The sequence below is a fragment of the Rhizobium croatiense genome, assembly GCF_019793465.1.
GTDB lineage: Bacteria > Pseudomonadota > Alphaproteobacteria > Rhizobiales > Rhizobiaceae > Rhizobium > Rhizobium croatiense.
The window spans coordinates 162863-178398 of the sequence record NZ_JAILYJ010000016.1 but is presented as its reverse complement, the minus strand read 5'-3'; the positions used below and the strand labels follow the sequence as shown (position 1 = coordinate 178398).

Sequence of the window (15536 nt, the reverse complement as noted above, 5' to 3'; positions counted from 1 at the left end):
GAACACAAACCAGCAATCGCCAATCCGCTTGAGTTTCTTGAGAGCGAGAGACTTCGTCGCCAGCAGCGCCGCCGCCCTCGTTCAGTGAGTGGGCTTATAGAACCAACCCCTTTTCCAAGTCAACAGCGCTTTTCGAAAAAAATCATTTTTCTTTCAAGCAATTGTTTTTACAGATGATATTTCGAACGGCGCGCAGACGCGATCGTTTCCCGGATTCCGACCCGCCTCACGGAGCGGGAGAAGTGAACATTCTTCGACTTTTCGCCGGAAAGAACGCTCTTTCGTCTCCCAGCGCCCCGACATCATCACAATCTGCTGGTCTTAACAGACACACGATTCACACAGGCAAAGGCGGGCAAACTGCCCTTCTCTGCGTGATTTGACTTCCATGCCTAAAATATGCACATCTTTCGCCCCAGCCAGGATGGTCAAGAAATGCTCCCAGAGACGTCAAATGCAAGGACGCGGACCCGACTGCCATGATGACGGAGAAAATGATGATCCGCTCGTTGGGCAACGAGCCTCCGCTTCTGGCCGACGGCAGGCGCGCTCCCGACCGTCGCGAGGTTTCCCTGCGCTGGCTCTCGGGCACGTTCCTCACCGGCATTACCTCTTCCGTCCTGATGGGCGTCGCCCTGTTTGCCGCCCTTGATGGCCGCCAGCAGCTGGCTATCCCAGCCGAAGCCTATGCGAGTGCTGCCGCAGAGGCGCATGAGGATACGACCGTCGTCCGCGGCGGCCGGCTGATCGCACCCGCCATCGCCGCAAAACCGTCCGACCGGGCGATCATGGAAGTTTCGACCGTCGTCCACGACGGCGAAAAAGAGGTCGTGCGCCGCCAGCCCTTCGCGCATGTGAAGATGACGCTGGCCGCCAACCATGTCGCGACCGAGGACTATCCCGATTTCGACCCCCTGGCGATCTTCTCCGCCGACGAGCCGCAGCCTGCCCCGCAAAGCCGCACCGGCGCGCTTTACGGCTCCGACGTTGAATCCGAAGTCAGCCTGAAAACCATTGCCTTCCCGACCGGCAAGACCGGTATGAAGATGGCCTCCGGCCTGTCACTCGAGGAGGTCGAAGAAAATGTGCGCTCCAACGGTTCCGTGCTAACCGACGGCAATACGCAACTCGCAGCGCTTTATTACGTCGACCCGCGTCGTTTCTCGAACGAGGACGCCGATGTCGATCTGACCGCGGGTCTCTCCGCCCGCGTGCTCGAGCAGAACATGACGGTCTCCGCACCGGAATCGATCACGCCGCAGACCGAAGAATTCGCCGACGACATCCTGCCGGTGCGCGCCGACGCACCCATCGCCAAGGCGCTGACAGATTCCGGTTATCCGCAGCAATATGCCGATGGCATTGCCGGCATCATTGCCCAGCAGTTGGGAGCCAGCGACCTCGAAAAAGGCGACGTGCTGCGGATCGGCATCATCCAGAAGGGCGAACAGGCAAAGATCATCCGGGCCAGCGTCTATCGCGGCACGCGCCATCTGGTCACGGTGGCTCTCGACGACAAGGGCAAATATGTGTCCGGCAGCGAGCCGCCGATGCTGGATGCCATCGCCACAGCCTTTGATGACAATTCCTTCGCGCCGGCGCCCGGCCAGAACCTGCCGCGGGTCTATGACGGCATCTTTCGCGCCGCGCTTTCCTACGGCATGACCAGGGATATGACCGCGCTGATCATCAAGCTGCTCGCCAGCAATGTCGATTTCCAGGCGCAGCTGAGACCGACGGATACGCTCGAGGCCTTCTTCTCCGTCGCCGACAGTGCCGGCCAGGCAACCGAGGATTCCGAACTGCTCTACGTCAACGCCCGTTTCGGCGATACGCAGACGCGCTTCTACCGCTTCCAGGATCCCGAGGACGGCACGGTCGATTATTTCGACGAGAACGGCAAGAGCATCCGCCAGTTCCTGCTGCGCAACCCGGTTCCGAACGGCATCTTCAAATCCGGCTTCGGCATGCGCCGGCACCCAATCCTCGGTTTTGCCCGCATGCATACCGGCGTCGATTGGGCGGCCCCCCGCGGCACGGCGATCATCGCTGCCGGCAACGGCACGGTCGAGAAAGCCGGGTGGGATTCCGGTGGCTATGGCAACCAGACGATCATTCGCCATGCGAACGGTTACGAATCCTCCTACAATCACCAAAGCGCCATCGCCAAGGGCGTCGTGCCCGGCGCCAAGATCCGCCAGGGCCAGGTGATCGGCTGGGTCGGCACGACGGGCGAATCCACCGGCCCGCATCTGCATTACGAGCTGATCGTCAACGGCACCAAGGTCGATCCGCTGCGCATTCGCCTGCCCGGCGGCAAATCGCTGCAGGGCGAGGCACTGGCAAAATTCGAGGATGAGCGCAAGCGCATCGATACGCTGCTGAACAACCAGACACCGGATCAGGTGGCGAGCAAGTAATCGTCGCCGCACCCGGCAGGCTGATGAACTGCCGGGGGGTCTCGGCCCACAAAAAATGGCGGCCAAAGCCGCCATTTCTCATTCATCCGACGGCTCGGCCTATGCCGCTTCGCTGACCGTCTGCCGTGTCCGGAACTGCAGCCGGTCCGAACCGCTTGTCACCTTCACCGTCGATCCATCCGGCACCTGGCCGGACAGAATCTGCTCGGCCAGCGGATCCTGCACGAATTTCTGGATCACCCGCTTCAGCGGCCTTGCGCCGTAGACCGGGTCGTATCCCTTGTTCGCCAGCCAGTGGCGGGCGTCCTCATCGAGATCGATGACGATCTTGCGCTCCGACAGCAGAGCCACGAGCCGCTTCAGCTGGATATCGACGATCGCGCCCATCTCCTCGCGTTTCAGGCGGTGGAAGAGGATGATCTCGTCGATACGGTTCAGGAATTCCGGCCGGAAATGCCCGCGCACGACCTCCATCACCTGTTCGCGAACCGTGTCGCTGTCGTCGCCGTCCCTGAGCTGCGTCAGATATTCGGCGCCGAGGTTCGAGGTCATGATGATCATCGTGTTGCGGAAATCGACCGTCCGGCCCTGGCCGTCGGTGAGACGTCCATCGTCCAGTACCTGCAGCAGGATGTTGAAGACATCAGGATGCGCCTTCTCGATCTCGTCGAACAACACGACCTGATAAGGCCTGCGGCGCACCGCCTCCGTCAGCGCTCCGCCTTCGTCATAACCGACATAGCCGGGAGGCGCACCGATCAGCCGGGCAACGGAGTGTTTCTCCATATATTCCGACATATCCATGCGCACCATCGCCGTTTCGTCGTCGAACAGGAAGCGGGCGAGCGCCTTGGTGAGCTCCGTCTTGCCGACGCCGGTCGGGCCGAGGAAGATGAACGAGCCGATCGGCCGGTTCGGATCCTGCAGGCCGGCGCGGGCGCGCCGCACCGCGCGCGACACGGCCTGAACCGCATCGCCCTGGCCGATCACCGATTTCCCCAGCTCGTCTTCCATCCGAAGCAGCTTGTCACGTTCGCCCTCCAGCATCTTGTCGACCGGGATGCCGGTCCAGCGGGACACGACATGGGCGATGTTGTCGGGGATAACCACCTCCTGGACCATCGCGCCGCGTTCGCCATCCTGCTTCTCGGCGTCGACGAGCTGCTTTTCGAGATCGGGAATGACGCCATAGGTCAGTTCGCCGGCACGCTGGAATTCACCCTTGCGCTGGGCGATCGCCAGTTCGTTGCGGGCATCGTCGAGCTGCTTCTTGAGATCGGCGGCAAGGCCAAGCTTCTGCTTTTCCGCCTGCCAGCGGGCCGTCAGCGCATCGGCTTCCTCTTCAAGAGTGGTAAGTTCGGTCTCCAGCCGCTTCAGCCGATCGGCGGACGCGGCGTCGGTTTCCTTCTTCAGCGCCTCGCGCTCGATTTTCAGCTGGATGATGCGGCGGTCGAGCTCGTCGAGCTCCTCCGGCTTGGAATCCACCTGCATGCGCAGCCGCGCTGCCGCCTCATCCATCAGATCGATCGCCTTGTCGGGCAGGAAACGGTCGGTGATGTAACGGTTGGACAGTGTCGCGGCGGCGACAAGCGCCGCATCGGCAATACGCACCTTGTGATGCTGCTCGTATTTTTCCTTGAGGCCGCGCAGGATCGAGATCGTATCTTCGACCGTCGGCTCGTCGACGACGACGGGCTGGAAGCGACGGGCAAGCGCCGGATCCTTCTCGACATGTTTGCGATATTCGTCGAGCGTGGTCGCGCCGACGCAATGCAGCTCGCCGCGGGCAAGAGCAGGCTTCAGCAGGTTGGAGGCATCCATTGCCCCATCGGCCTTGCCGGCGCCGACCAGCGTGTGCATCTCGTCGATGAACAGGATGATCTCGCCGTTTTCCGCCTGCACTTCGTTGAGCACGGCCTTCAGCCGCTCTTCGAATTCGCCGCGATATTTCGCACCGGCAATCAGCGCGCCCATATCGAGCGCCATCAGCTTCTTGTCCTTGAGCGATTCCGGCACGTCGCCGTTGACGATACGCAGCGCCAGCCCTTCGACGATCGCCGTCTTGCCGACGCCGGGCTCGCCGATCAGCACCGGGTTGTTCTTGGTGCGGCGGGACAGGACCTGGATGGTGCGGCGAATCTCGTCGTCGCGGCCGATGACCGGATCGAGCTTGCCCTCGCGAGCCTCGCCGGTCAGATCACGCGCGAATTTCTTCAGAGAATCGAAGCCCTGCTCGGCGTTGGAAGAATCGGCCGTCCGACCCTTGCGGATATCGTTGATGACCTGGTTCAGGCCCTGAGCCGTGACGCCGGCATTCTTCAACGTCGAAAAGGTCGACGCCGAGGATTCGATCGCCAGCGCCTGCAGCAGGCGTTCCACGGTGACGAAGCTGTCGCCGGCCTTCTTCGCCGCCTCTTCGGCGGTCGAAAGCACCTTGGCAAGCGGCTGCGCCAGATAAATGTTGCCGTTGCCGCCTGAGATCTTCGGCATTTTGGCAAGGGCGGCGTCATTGGCAAGGCGGGCAGCCTTGGGATCGCCGCCGGCGCGCTCGATCAGCGACGCCGCCATGCCCTGATCGTCATCGAGCAGGACTTTCAGCACATGCTCGGGCGAAAATTGCTGATGACCCTGCGCCAGCGCATAGGTCTGCGCCGACTGGATGAAGCCGCGCACCCGCTCCGAATATTTTTCGATATTCATATTCCACCTCCATGGATCGCCCTGCCCTTACGAGGCGCAGACCGATGATTGAGATCGACCCCCTGAAAAGGCAGGCCGCGCTTGCCCGTCTCTCGATTTGGGCGAAGCAGTTCGAGGAGAATATGGTAGCCTGTTCCAGCAGTTTAAAGAGCCCGTAAAATGAAAATCCCCGGCGCAAGGCCGGGGATTTTCAAGCAAATCCGGGCAGATGGTATGAACGTCCCGCCTCTTCCCGAAGGAAAGGCGAAATCCTTCACTCCGATGTGGCGTCCGCCAGAACAGGCGCCTCTGCGGAAGCGCCCTCGCCTTCCGAGGCTGCGTCGCCTTCTGCGCCACGACGCGGGCGACGGGGACGGTTGCCGGCGCTGCGGCGGCGGGGCTGTCGTTCGCGCGGCTGGCCGGCGGAACCTTCCTCGTCCATGGCGACCTCGGCAGGAATGCCTTCGATCTCCGGCTGCGGGCCGGTTCCATCGATGACCTCGGGCTGAGGTGCCGGAGCGGGAGCCGGCTGCGGCTGTGCCTGCGGCTGGTGCTGCCTGCTCTGCGGCGGCTGGACGACAACGACATCATCGCCCTCATTGTCGTTGTTATCAATATCGTCGCTGTCGCGATCCGCCCCGTCGCGGTCATTGTAATCGCCACGATCGTCGCGCTGGAAACGCTCCTGCATCTGCGCTTGAGCGCTGGCGATGATCCGATTGTAATGTTCGGCGTGCTGAAGATAGTTCTCGGCCATCACGCGGTCGCCGGAGCTCTGGGCATCACGGGCAAGCTGCGCATACTTCTCGGCGATATGCTGGGCGGTGCCGCGAATCTTCACATCGGGGCCGGAGCTGTCATAGGTCCGGGTCAGCGGGTTCCCGCCCTTGCGGTTAAAATTGTTGTTGTTGTTGTTATTTCCGCCGCCGCCGTTGTTATTGTTGTTACCACGCCCTCGACCGCGCTTGTTTTGCTGTCCTGGCCTCATAGATCGTTCACCTGAATTCTCTGTTTGTGATGGATACATGGCACCAACCGCCATGACCGGAAAACCGGGTCAGGACCTTTGTGCCGCGAGCATACTGCGCCTCTGCGCCGACCTGCCGCTTGGTTCTCAAGTCAGTTTGACTGATTCACGCGTTGGGTCGTGTTCAACCGTTGAAACTCTCGTTTAAAAGAGCGGACCCCCGAGGCAAACCAAGTACCGAACGAATCTCGTTCATTCCTATCTGCCCAACACGTGTCCGCAACCTATATTGCTTCCCTGGGAAATCCAAGCCTTTTCTTCGCAATAACAATAATGTCCCGCCCAATGCCGCAATTATCGCCTCTTACGCGAGCGCGAACATGAGCGCCCTGTCATTCTGACCATAATCTTTCACGGATTTGAGGCAGCTGAAGCCTTTCGCTTCGAAGATCGCCGTCACATCGTTTCGCTGATCGTAGCCGATTTCCAGCCCAAGAACCCCGTCGGGTCTCATGAACCTTGCCGCATCCTTGGCTATGGCTTTGTAGGCGTCAAGCCCATCCGGGCCGCCATCCAGAGCCGCAACCGGATCAAATTTCGTCACTTCGGGAGCGAGATCGTGAATGACATTGGAGGCAATATAGGGCGGATTTGAGACAATCGCGTGAAAGGAGCCCTGGATCTGCTCGAACCATTTCGACTGTACGGCCTGAAAGCGATCCTGCAACCCGTTTCTTTCTGCGTTTGATCTTGCCGTTCCAAGGGCATCCGCCGATATGTCGCTGCCGATGCCTGACGCCTCGGGACACTCGCTCAACAGTGCAAGGCATATCGCCCCGGTCCCTGTTCCGATGTCAAGAATATGGAGATGGCCGTGGACCTTTGCAAGGTCCTTGAGATAGGGAAGCACCGTATCGACCAGAATTTCCGTATCCGGCCGCGGCTCCAGGGTTTCCGCCGAAAGCTGTAGCGCCAGCCCGTAAAATTCCCGTTCGCCAAGAATGCGATGCACCGGCTCATGGCCGAGTCGCCGCTCCAGCGCCTTGGAAATCACCGCGATCTGATCAGCAGAAAGCTTCTCGGCCGATCGCGTCAACAGTTCGGTCGATGACTGTTTCAGAAGGCCCGCGACAAGCAGGCGCGCATCGGTTGCCGGATCGGCGATGCCTGCCGCCGTGAAGCGACGGCGCGCTTCGGCAAGCATATCGGCGACCGTCTGGCTCATAGCTGCTCGCCGAGCCGCGCCAGCTGGCTTGCCTGATAGTCGGCCATCAACGCATCGACGACCTCCTCTATCTCACCCTCCATCATTCGGTCGAGCTTATAGAGCGTCAGATTGATGCGATGGTCCGTCACGCGTCCCTGCGGGAAATTATAGGTGCGGATGCGTTCCGAGCGATCGCCGGAGCCGACCTGGCTCTTGCGATCGGCCGAGCGTTCGCTGTCGGCCCGCTGCCGCTCGGCATCGTAGAGCCTGGAACGCAGCACCTGCATCGCCTTGGCGCGGTTCTGATGCTGCGATTTTTCCGAGCTGGTAACGACGATGCCGCTCGGCAGGTGGGTGATGCGCACCGCCGAGTCCGTCGTATTGACGTGCTGGCCGCCGGCACCGGAGGAGCGCATCGTATCGATGCGGATATCTTCCGGCCGGATTTCGATGTCGATCTCCTCTGCCTCCGGCAGCACCGCCACCGTGGCGGCCGAGGTATGGATGCGCCCACCCGCCTCGGTTTCCGGCACACGCTGCACCCGGTGTACCCCGGATTCGAATTTCAGCTTGGCAAAGACGCCTCGCCCGGTGATCGTCGCGATGATTTCCTTGTAGCCGCCGGCTTCGCCCTCGCTTGCCGAGAGCACCTCCACCTTCCAGCTCTTTTCGGCCGCGAAACGCTCGTACATGCGAAAGAGATCGCCGGCGAAAAGGGCTGCTTCCGAGCCGCCGGTGCCGGCGCGGATTTCCAGGATCGCGCTCTTTTCGTCCGCCGCATCCTTCGGCAGAAGCAGGATCTGCATTTCCTGCTCCAGCACCTCGATCCGCTCCTTCACGTCGGGCAGTTCGAGTTCGGCAAGATCGCGCATCTCGCGATCCACCGATTTGTCTTCGAGCAGCGTGTCGAGATCGGCAAGCTCGGCGACGGCCTTCTCGTAGGCGCGGATCTTCGTGACGACAGGCTGCAGCTCGGAATATTCGGATGCAAGCTTCACATAGACGTCGGCGGCCGGGCCTGCCGACATGCGCGCTTCGATCTCGTCGAAACGGCGTTCCAGCTCGCGCATCTTTTCAACGGGAAGCTTCGCCACCCTTCACTCCGATTCTTCTTAATATAGGCCTAGAGGGGAATATTGTGGCTCTCGGCGAAGCGGGCAAGCACCTCGCGCATCGGCACCGTGGCGCTGTTGTCGTCCAGCACGTCATCCATCGCCTTCGCCAGCGCGCCGACGTCGAGCCCGAGCAGCATCGCTTTCACTGGCCCGATCGAGGCCGGCGACATCGAAATCGAGCGGAAGCCGATGCCGAGCAGCGCCATTGCCGAGAGCGGCTTGCCGGCAAGTTCGCCGCAAAGCGTCACCGGCGTCTTGTTCCGGTCCGCCCCACGCACGATGTCGCGTAGGATCCGCAAAAACGGCTTGCCCAGGGGATCGAAGCGGTCCGACACACGCGCATTGCCGCGGTCGACGGCCATCGAGAACTGGAAGAGGTCGTTCGAGCCGACCGAAACGAAATCGACCGCCTCCATCAGCTCGTCGAGCTGCCAGAGCAGCGCCGGCACCTCAAGCATCGCACCGAATTGCAGCTTGCGCGGCAGCCCGTGGCCGAAGCGCGAGAGATGCTGCACTTCCTTCTGCAGGAGCTCGCGCACCATCCTCAGCTCGGAAACCTCGGTCACCATCGGCACCATTAGCTTCAGCTCGGTATCGGCCGACGCCTTCAGCAGGGCGCGCAGCTGGGTGCGCAGCAGCCCCGGCCGGTCGAGCGACAGCCGAATGGCGCGCCAGCCGAGTGCGGGGTTTTCCTCCTCGTGGCCGCGGAAATAGGGCACGACCTTGTCGCCACCGATATCGAGCGTGCGGAAGGTGACGACGCGGCCGGCCGCCTGTTTGATCACGTTGCGGTAGAACTGCTCCTGCTCGTCCGCCTTCGGCATGGTGGAGGCGATCATGAATTGCAGCTCGGTGCGGAAGAGACCGATACCCTCTGCACCCGATTCCGACAGCTGCGGCAGATCGACCAGCAGGCCGGCATTCATCATCAGCGAGATCCGCTTGCCGTCTTTGGTGACCGGCTCGATGGCGCGCAGCGCCCGGAACTGCTCCTGCCGTCTGGCGCGGAAGCGGACCTTTTCCTCGTAGGAACGGCGATGATCGGTCATCGGCCGCAGATGCACATGCCCCTCGTCGGCGTCGATGATCACGGCATCGCCGTTCTCGGCGAGCGCCACGACACCCGCCGCTTGGCCGATAACAGGAATGCCCATGGCACGCGCGACGATCACCACATGGCTCGTCACCGCCCCTTCCTCCAGCACCAGCCCGCGCACATTGGCGCGCGGATAATCGAGCAGTTCCGCCGCCCCCATGGCACGCGCCAGGATGACCGCGTCGTTGGGGAAACCTTCCGCGGTCGTCCGCCCGGTATAACCGGTCAACTGCCGAAGCAGACGGTTCGCCAGATCCTCGAAATCATGCATGCGTTCGCGCAGATAGGGGTCGGTCAACCGCATCATCCGCGCCTTGGTGTCGCTCTGCACCTTCTCGACCGCCGCTTCCGCCGTCAGGCCGTTGCGGATCGCCTCCTCGAGCTTGCGCACCCAGCCCTGGTCATGCGCGAACATACGGTAGGTTTCGAGCACCTCACGATGCTCGCCCTCCATCGACACGTCGCGACGCGACAGCATGTCGTCGATCGAGATCCTCAGCGAACCCATGGCTTCAGCCAGCCGCCGGATTTCTTTCTCGGCATCCTCGTTGAGCAGGTTGGTAACGACGATGCGCGGCTCGTGCAGCACGACGTAACCGAGGCCGATGCCATCATTATAGGTGTCGCCGTCGACGGTCACCGAGCGCGTCAGGTCGAGTTCGAGGCCGGGCTTGGTGATCTTCTTCAGCTCGCCGGTGGCGATCATCTCGGCAAGCACCATTGCCGTCGTCTCGAGCGCTTCCACCTCTTCCTCGCGATAGGTGCGGCTCGCCTTGTTCTGCACGACGAGAACGCCGAGCGAGCGCCCGGTCCTCAAGATCGGCACGCCGAGGAAGGAATGGTAGATTTCTTCGCCCGTCTCCGGCAGGTAGCGAAACGCCGGATGCGACTGCGCGTCGGAAAGGTTCAGCGGCTGCGCCGAAGCCGCGATCGTGCCGACGAGGCCCTGCCCCATCTTCAGTTGCGCCAAGTGCACGGCCTCGCGGTTGAGGCCTTCGGTAGCGTAGAGCTCAAGCACGCCGTCGGCGCGCAGCACGTAGACGGAGCAGACTTCCGCCACCATGTTGCCGGCGATCTGCCGGACGATCCGGTCAAGACGATCCTGCGGCTCCAGCGGTTCTGCCATCAACTCGCGCAGCCGCCTGAGCAGCACGCGCGGACCGCCGGAAAGGTCTCTCATGACGTCTCAAGCTCCCGAAACAACGCACTCTGTCCCGGCCGGCCTGCCTTCGTCTCCTCAACCTGAAGGAGCAGGCCGCCCGCTGGGAATCAATTCTTATCCAGACCGTAGCAGGAATGCAAAGTCCTGACAGCGAGTTCTGCATAAGGACCGTCGATCAGGATGGAAATCTTGATCTCGGAGGTGGTGATCGCCTTGATGTTGATGCCTTTTTCGGCAAGTGCACGAAATGCGGTAGCAGCAACGCCGGCATGGCTGCGCATGCCGATGCCGATGACCGAGACTTTCACCAGGCCCGATTCGTTTTGCACGACGTCGTAGCCGATCTTCTCCTTATGGTCGCCGAGCACCTTGATCGCCTTCTCGACGTCGCCAGACGGCACGGTGAAGGTCATATCGGTCTTCGATCCGTCCTCGGAAATATTCTGGACGATCATGTCGACATTGATATGGGATTCGGCAAGCGGCCCGAAGATCGCGGCGGAGACGCCCGGCCGGTCGGCAAGACGGCGAAGCGAGATCTGAGCCTCATCCTTGGCATAGGCGATGCCGGTGACTACTTCCTGTTCCACGATTTCATCCTCGTCACAAATCAGCGTTCCGGGCGGGTTCAACAGATCGCCCATGCCCGGAGCATCGGGATCTTCGAAAGACGAGCGCACGAAGGTACGCACCTTGTGCACCATGGCAAGCTCGACCGAGCGCACCTGCAGCACCTTAGCGCCGAGCGAGGCCATCTCGAGCATTTCTTCGAAAGCGATCTTCTTCAGCCTGCGCGCCTGCGGCACGATGCGCGGATCGGTCGTGTAGACGCCGTCGACATCGGTATAGATATCGCAGCGATCCGCTTTGACAGCGGCCGCGATGGCGACGGCCGACGTATCCGATCCGCCGCGTCCGAGTGTGGCGAGGCGGTTGTCCGGTCCCAACCCCTGAAAACCTGATATGACGGCAACCTGCCCCTCGCCCATGCGCTTGATGATGTCGGAGCCGTCGATCTCCAGGATGCGCGCCGCGCCGTGCGCATTGTCGGTGCGGATGGGGATCTGCCATCCCTGCCAGGAGCGCGCATTGATATCCATCGCCTGTAGCGCAATCGCCAGCAGCCCCGAGGTCACCTGCTCGCCGGAGGCGACGACCGCATCATATTCGCGCGCATCGTAAAACGGAGAGTTGGCGCCGATCACCTTCGGCATGCCCTGCACCCAGCCGACCAGCTCGTTGGTCTTGCCGGACATGGCCGAAACGACCACCGCCACCTCGTGGCCGGCATCGACTTCACGTTTCACATGGCGGGCAACGTTCTTGATGCGGTCCAGGTCAGCGACGGACGTGCCGCCGAATTTCATTACGATGCGTGCCATATGCCTCTACCACGACTGGCGCCGGAAAACGGAAACCCGGACCCGGCATCACGAAAGCTCTGGGGCGGACCGCTTGGCGAAAGAGCCGAGTTACAATTTCTGGAACCGCTCTAAAAGCCCAGGCCTGTAAGGCCCCAACTTGCGGCGTCTCTTAGCGAGTTTGGCGGGGGTAGGCAAGCGCGCGCGATAAAAGCAGTTGCCGGGTGGCTCGACGCCTGCCGGTCTCCTGCTTCGCGCCCCTTGACTTATGCCTGTGATCATCCGACTTCACATCTGACGAACGAAGGAGTGGACGATGACGGAAGGCGCCAGAAGCACGATCGACCAGGGCGAAGTGGACCGCTTCTCGGCGATGGCGGCGGAATGGTGGAGCCCGACTGGTAAGTTCAAACCGCTGCACAAATTCAATCCCGTCCGGCTCGCCTATATAAGAGACAAGGCCTGCGGGAATTTCGGCCGCGATCCGAAAAGCCCTCGCCCGCTCGAGGGTCTGCGCGTCCTCGATATCGGCTGCGGCGGCGGCCTGTTGTCGGAACCGGTCGCCCGCATGGGCGCCTCCGTCACCGGCGCCGATCCCTCCGAGAAAAATATCGGCATCGCCTCGACCCATGCGAAAGCCTCCGGCGTTCCGGTCGACTACCGCGCCGTCACCGCCGAGGAGCTCGCCGAGGCCGGCGAGACCTTCGATCTCGTGCTGAACATGGAAGTGGTCGAACACGTCGCCGACGTCGAGTTCTTCATGACGACCTGCGCAAAAATGGTCCGCCCCGGCGGCCTGATCTTCGTTGCCACCATCAACCGCACAATGAAGGCGGCAGCCCTTGCCATCTTCGCCGCCGAAAACATCTTACGCTGGCTGCCGCGCGGCACCCACCAGTATGAAAAGCTGGTGCGCCCGGAAGAGCTGGAAAAGCCGCTTGCCGCAAGCGGCCTCGAGATCACCGACCGCACCGGCGTCTTCTTCAATCCGCTGTCGAACCAGTGGAATCTGTCGAGAGATATGGACGTGAACTATATGATGCTGGCGAAACGGCCGGCTTGATCCGGCATTCATAAGCCGGCTACGTTTCGGCATTGGGGCCAATGCACCGGCTGAATTTCAGTGCACATCCTCCGGCAGAACCGGAATAGCAGCGATCTCGATGCCTTCTTCCACCAGCGCCTGCGCCTCGTCCAACGTCGCCTGGCCAATGATGCCGCGGGCATCCGCCTCGCCATAATGGATCTTGCGGGCCTCCTCGGGAAACTTCGTGCCGACATCCTCGGAATTGGCTTTGACGGCCGCGACGGCCTCTTTCAGTTTTTGCAGGGCCTCCTGCCGCATCGCGTCCATCGCCAGGGTCTGCCTCTCGTCCTTCTTGCGCGCCGTCGAAACGGAAGGCGCCATCAGAAGCTTGGAGACGGCGGCGGAATGGCAGACCGGGCAGGTGAGGAAACCGGTCGCGACCTGACGCTCGAAGTCGGCGCTTTCCGAAAACCATCCTTCGAATTCATGGGCATTGTCGCAGGTGAGAGAATAGCGGATCAAGCGGCAACGCCTCCTTCGACTGCCCCCGCAATCTTTTCGACCGAGAATTCCCGGCCGTTCCTCAGGTTCGGGATCTTGTCATGCGCAGCCTTGACCGCGCCGGGATCGATCTCGGCGAGGATGACCGCCTCGCCGGTGGCCCCGGCCGATGCCAGCACCGTGCCCCAGGGATCGATGATCATCGAATGGCCGAACGTCTCGCGCCCATCCTCGTGCCGGCCGGCCTGCGCCGCGGCGATGACGAAGACACCATTCTCGATCGCGCGGGCGCGCAGCAGGATCTCCCAATGCGCTTCGCCGGTCTGCCGGGTGAAGGCCGCGGGAACCGTCATCACTTCGGCGCCGGCAATCGCCTGGGCACGGAAAAGGGCGGGAAAGCGCACATCGTAGCAGATCGCAAAGCCCATTTCGGCAAAGGGCAGCGACAGGACGCGCGCCTCCGAACCGGCCGTATAGGCCGCACTTTCACGCCAGCTCTCGCCATTGTCGAGGTCGACATCGAACATATGGATCTTGTCGTAGCGATTGAGGATCCTGCCGTCCGGACCGAACAGGAAACCGCGATTGGCGAGCTTGCCGTCGGAAAGCGCGATCGCCGTCGAGCCGACATGCATGTAGATGCCAAATTCCCGAGCAAGCTCCGAACCGGTCTTGACGATGATATCGTGCGTCTCGTCGGCGAGCACGGCAAGCGCCGCGGCGCGGTCGCGCTGCAGCATGCCGGTCATCTCGGGCGTCTGCACATAGGTCGCGCCCTGGGCGGCAGCCTCACGCACCAGCCGCGCCATGGCGGCGGCATTGTTGACCGGATCGACCCCGGAGCACATCTGGATGGCGGCAGCCTTGAAACTCATCGGTTCCTCCTCAGGCCGCCAGCATCGGATCGAGCTTGCCGGCACGGTCGAGCGCAAAGAGATCGTCGCAGCCGCCGACATGTTCGGCGCCGATAAAAATCTGCGGGAAGGTGGTCCGCCCGTTCGACTTGCCGATCATCTCCTGGCGAAGGTCCGGGGAATAGGTCGCGTCGTGCTCGACGTAGTCGACGCCCTTTTCTTCAAGAAGGGACTTGGCGCGGCTGCAATAGCCGCAGAACTGTCGTGTATAGATCGTGACGGGTACCATAATATCTCCAGACGGATGCCGGGTATTTCTGTCATATAGGCTCGGAGAGAGCCCTTGCAAAGGTCAAAACCGTGATCTCGGCCGCACCCGCCTTGCGCAGTGTCCGGCTTGCGGCGGCAACCGTCGCCCCTGTCGTATAGACGTCGTCGACAAGGACGATGCGTTTGCCGAAAATGTCGTTTTCGCGACCCTTGGCAATCGCGAAAGCGCCTCTGACATTGTCCTCGCGCGCCTTGGCGCCGAGGCCAACCTGCTGGCTGGTGCGCTTGACGCGGATAAGGGTGGCGGCAAGCAGCGGTTTTCCCGAAAGCCTTGCCATATGGCGGGCAAGCTCGGCAGCCTGATTGAACTTGCGGGTCAGCATGCGGGTGCGGTGCAGCGGCACCGGAATCAGCGCATCGCAGCTTTCGGCCGTCCCGTCAGAGGCGCGCAGCATCCAGCCGGCCATCATCGGCGCCAGATCGGTGCGATCACGGTATTTCAACCCATGCACGAGGTCGCGGACCGCATGGTCGTGGGTCGCCGCCGACCGCAGCCGGTCGAAAGGCGGCGGATTGGCGATTGCCTCGGCGCTGAGAATGCCGGCGCCGAGATCGTGCGAGAACGGAATGCCGAGCACCTCGCAATAGGGCCGTTCGATGAAGCGGATGCCGGACCAGCATTTGGCGCAGAGTCCGCGATGGCCGCCGGTCGAAATGCCGCAGACGGAACAGGCCGGCGGATAGAGAAAATCGGCGAGCGCCGAAAACGGCCGCCAGAGCTGCGTCCGCAAGAACTCCGCCGGTCTTTCGAAATCGATCGGTCCCATGCCGACGAGACTAGCCTGTTCTCATTCAAAGGAAAATCGCCTTGCTGCTT

12 protein-coding genes are annotated in these 15536 nt (G+C 62.0%); 2 read left to right on the top strand and 10 right to left on the bottom strand.

The window, feature by feature from the left end; genetic code table 11:
- Positions 1-479 precede the first annotated feature (479 nt).
- Positions 480-2420 carry a M23 family metallopeptidase gene (locus tag K6M89_RS24060; protein WP_222141237.1) on the top strand — a complete coding sequence of 647 codons (1941 nt, stop codon included), beginning with the start codon at positions 480-482 and terminating at the stop codon, positions 2418-2420.
- 99 nt (positions 2421-2519) lie between these two features.
- Here K6M89_RS24060 and clpB read toward each other — a convergent pair whose 3' ends face one another.
- From clpB to K6M89_RS24030, 6 genes are all read right to left on the bottom strand, one after another.
- A complete protein-coding gene (clpB, locus tag K6M89_RS24055; RefSeq protein WP_222141236.1) occupies positions 2520-5120 on the bottom strand; it encodes an ATP-dependent chaperone ClpB in 2601 nt (866 codons plus the stop codon).
- Between the two features lie 253 nt (positions 5121-5373).
- Positions 5374-6087 (bottom strand): DUF4167 domain-containing protein, encoded by a 714-nt coding sequence (locus tag K6M89_RS24050; RefSeq protein WP_222141235.1) that lies wholly within the window; start codon positions 6085-6087, stop codon positions 5374-5376.
- Positions 6088-6430: 343 nt separating this feature from the next.
- Positions 6431-7291, bottom strand: coding sequence for a peptide chain release factor N(5)-glutamine methyltransferase (gene prmC / locus K6M89_RS24045; protein WP_222141234.1), 861 nt, complete (start codon positions 7289-7291; stop codon positions 6431-6433).
- Positions 7288-8367: a peptide chain release factor 1 gene (gene prfA / locus K6M89_RS24040; RefSeq protein ID WP_222141233.1), complete on the bottom strand. Its 1080-nt coding sequence runs from the start codon at positions 8365-8367 to the stop codon at positions 7288-7290. Before prfA ends, prmC begins: the two co-directional genes overlap by 4 nt.
- A 29-nt stretch (positions 8368-8396) precedes the next feature.
- Positions 8397-10664, bottom strand: a complete 2268-nt coding sequence (gene ptsP, locus K6M89_RS24035; protein ID WP_097584679.1) for a phosphoenolpyruvate--protein phosphotransferase — start codon at positions 10662-10664, stop codon at positions 8397-8399.
- Between the two features lie 89 nt (positions 10665-10753).
- Positions 10754-12028: an aspartate kinase gene (locus K6M89_RS24030; RefSeq protein WP_097584677.1), complete on the bottom strand. Its 1275-nt coding sequence runs from the start codon at positions 12026-12028 to the stop codon at positions 10754-10756.
- Between the two features lie 295 nt (positions 12029-12323).
- Between K6M89_RS24030 and ubiG the strand changes: the two genes are divergently transcribed.
- Complete coding sequence (gene ubiG / locus K6M89_RS24025) at positions 12324-13070, top strand: bifunctional 2-polyprenyl-6-hydroxyphenol methylase/3-demethylubiquinol 3-O-methyltransferase UbiG (RefSeq protein ID WP_222141232.1); 747 nt, start codon at positions 12324-12326, stop codon at positions 13068-13070.
- A 57-nt stretch (positions 13071-13127) separates the two neighbouring features.
- On the opposite strand, the gene K6M89_RS24020 is transcribed toward ubiG, so the two are convergent.
- Genes K6M89_RS24020 through K6M89_RS24005 form a run of 4 tightly spaced genes read right to left on the bottom strand, consistent with a single transcriptional unit; the run spans position 13128 to position 15486 of the window.
- Positions 13128-13556: a DUF1178 family protein gene (locus K6M89_RS24020; RefSeq protein WP_222141231.1), complete on the bottom strand. Its 429-nt coding sequence runs from the start codon at positions 13554-13556 to the stop codon at positions 13128-13130.
- Complete coding sequence (locus tag K6M89_RS24015; protein WP_222141230.1) at positions 13553-14410, bottom strand: carbon-nitrogen hydrolase family protein; 858 nt, start codon at positions 14408-14410, stop codon at positions 13553-13555. Before K6M89_RS24015 ends, K6M89_RS24020 begins: the two co-directional genes overlap by 4 nt.
- 10 nt (positions 14411-14420) lie before the next feature.
- Positions 14421-14678 carry a glutaredoxin 3 gene (grxC, locus tag K6M89_RS24010; protein WP_010002303.1) on the bottom strand — a complete coding sequence of 86 codons (258 nt, stop codon included), beginning with the start codon at positions 14676-14678 and terminating at the stop codon, positions 14421-14423.
- Between the two features lie 31 nt (positions 14679-14709).
- Complete coding sequence (locus K6M89_RS24005) at positions 14710-15486, bottom strand: ComF family protein (protein ID WP_222141229.1); 777 nt, start codon at positions 15484-15486, stop codon at positions 14710-14712.
- Positions 15487-15536: the final 50 nt, after the last annotated feature.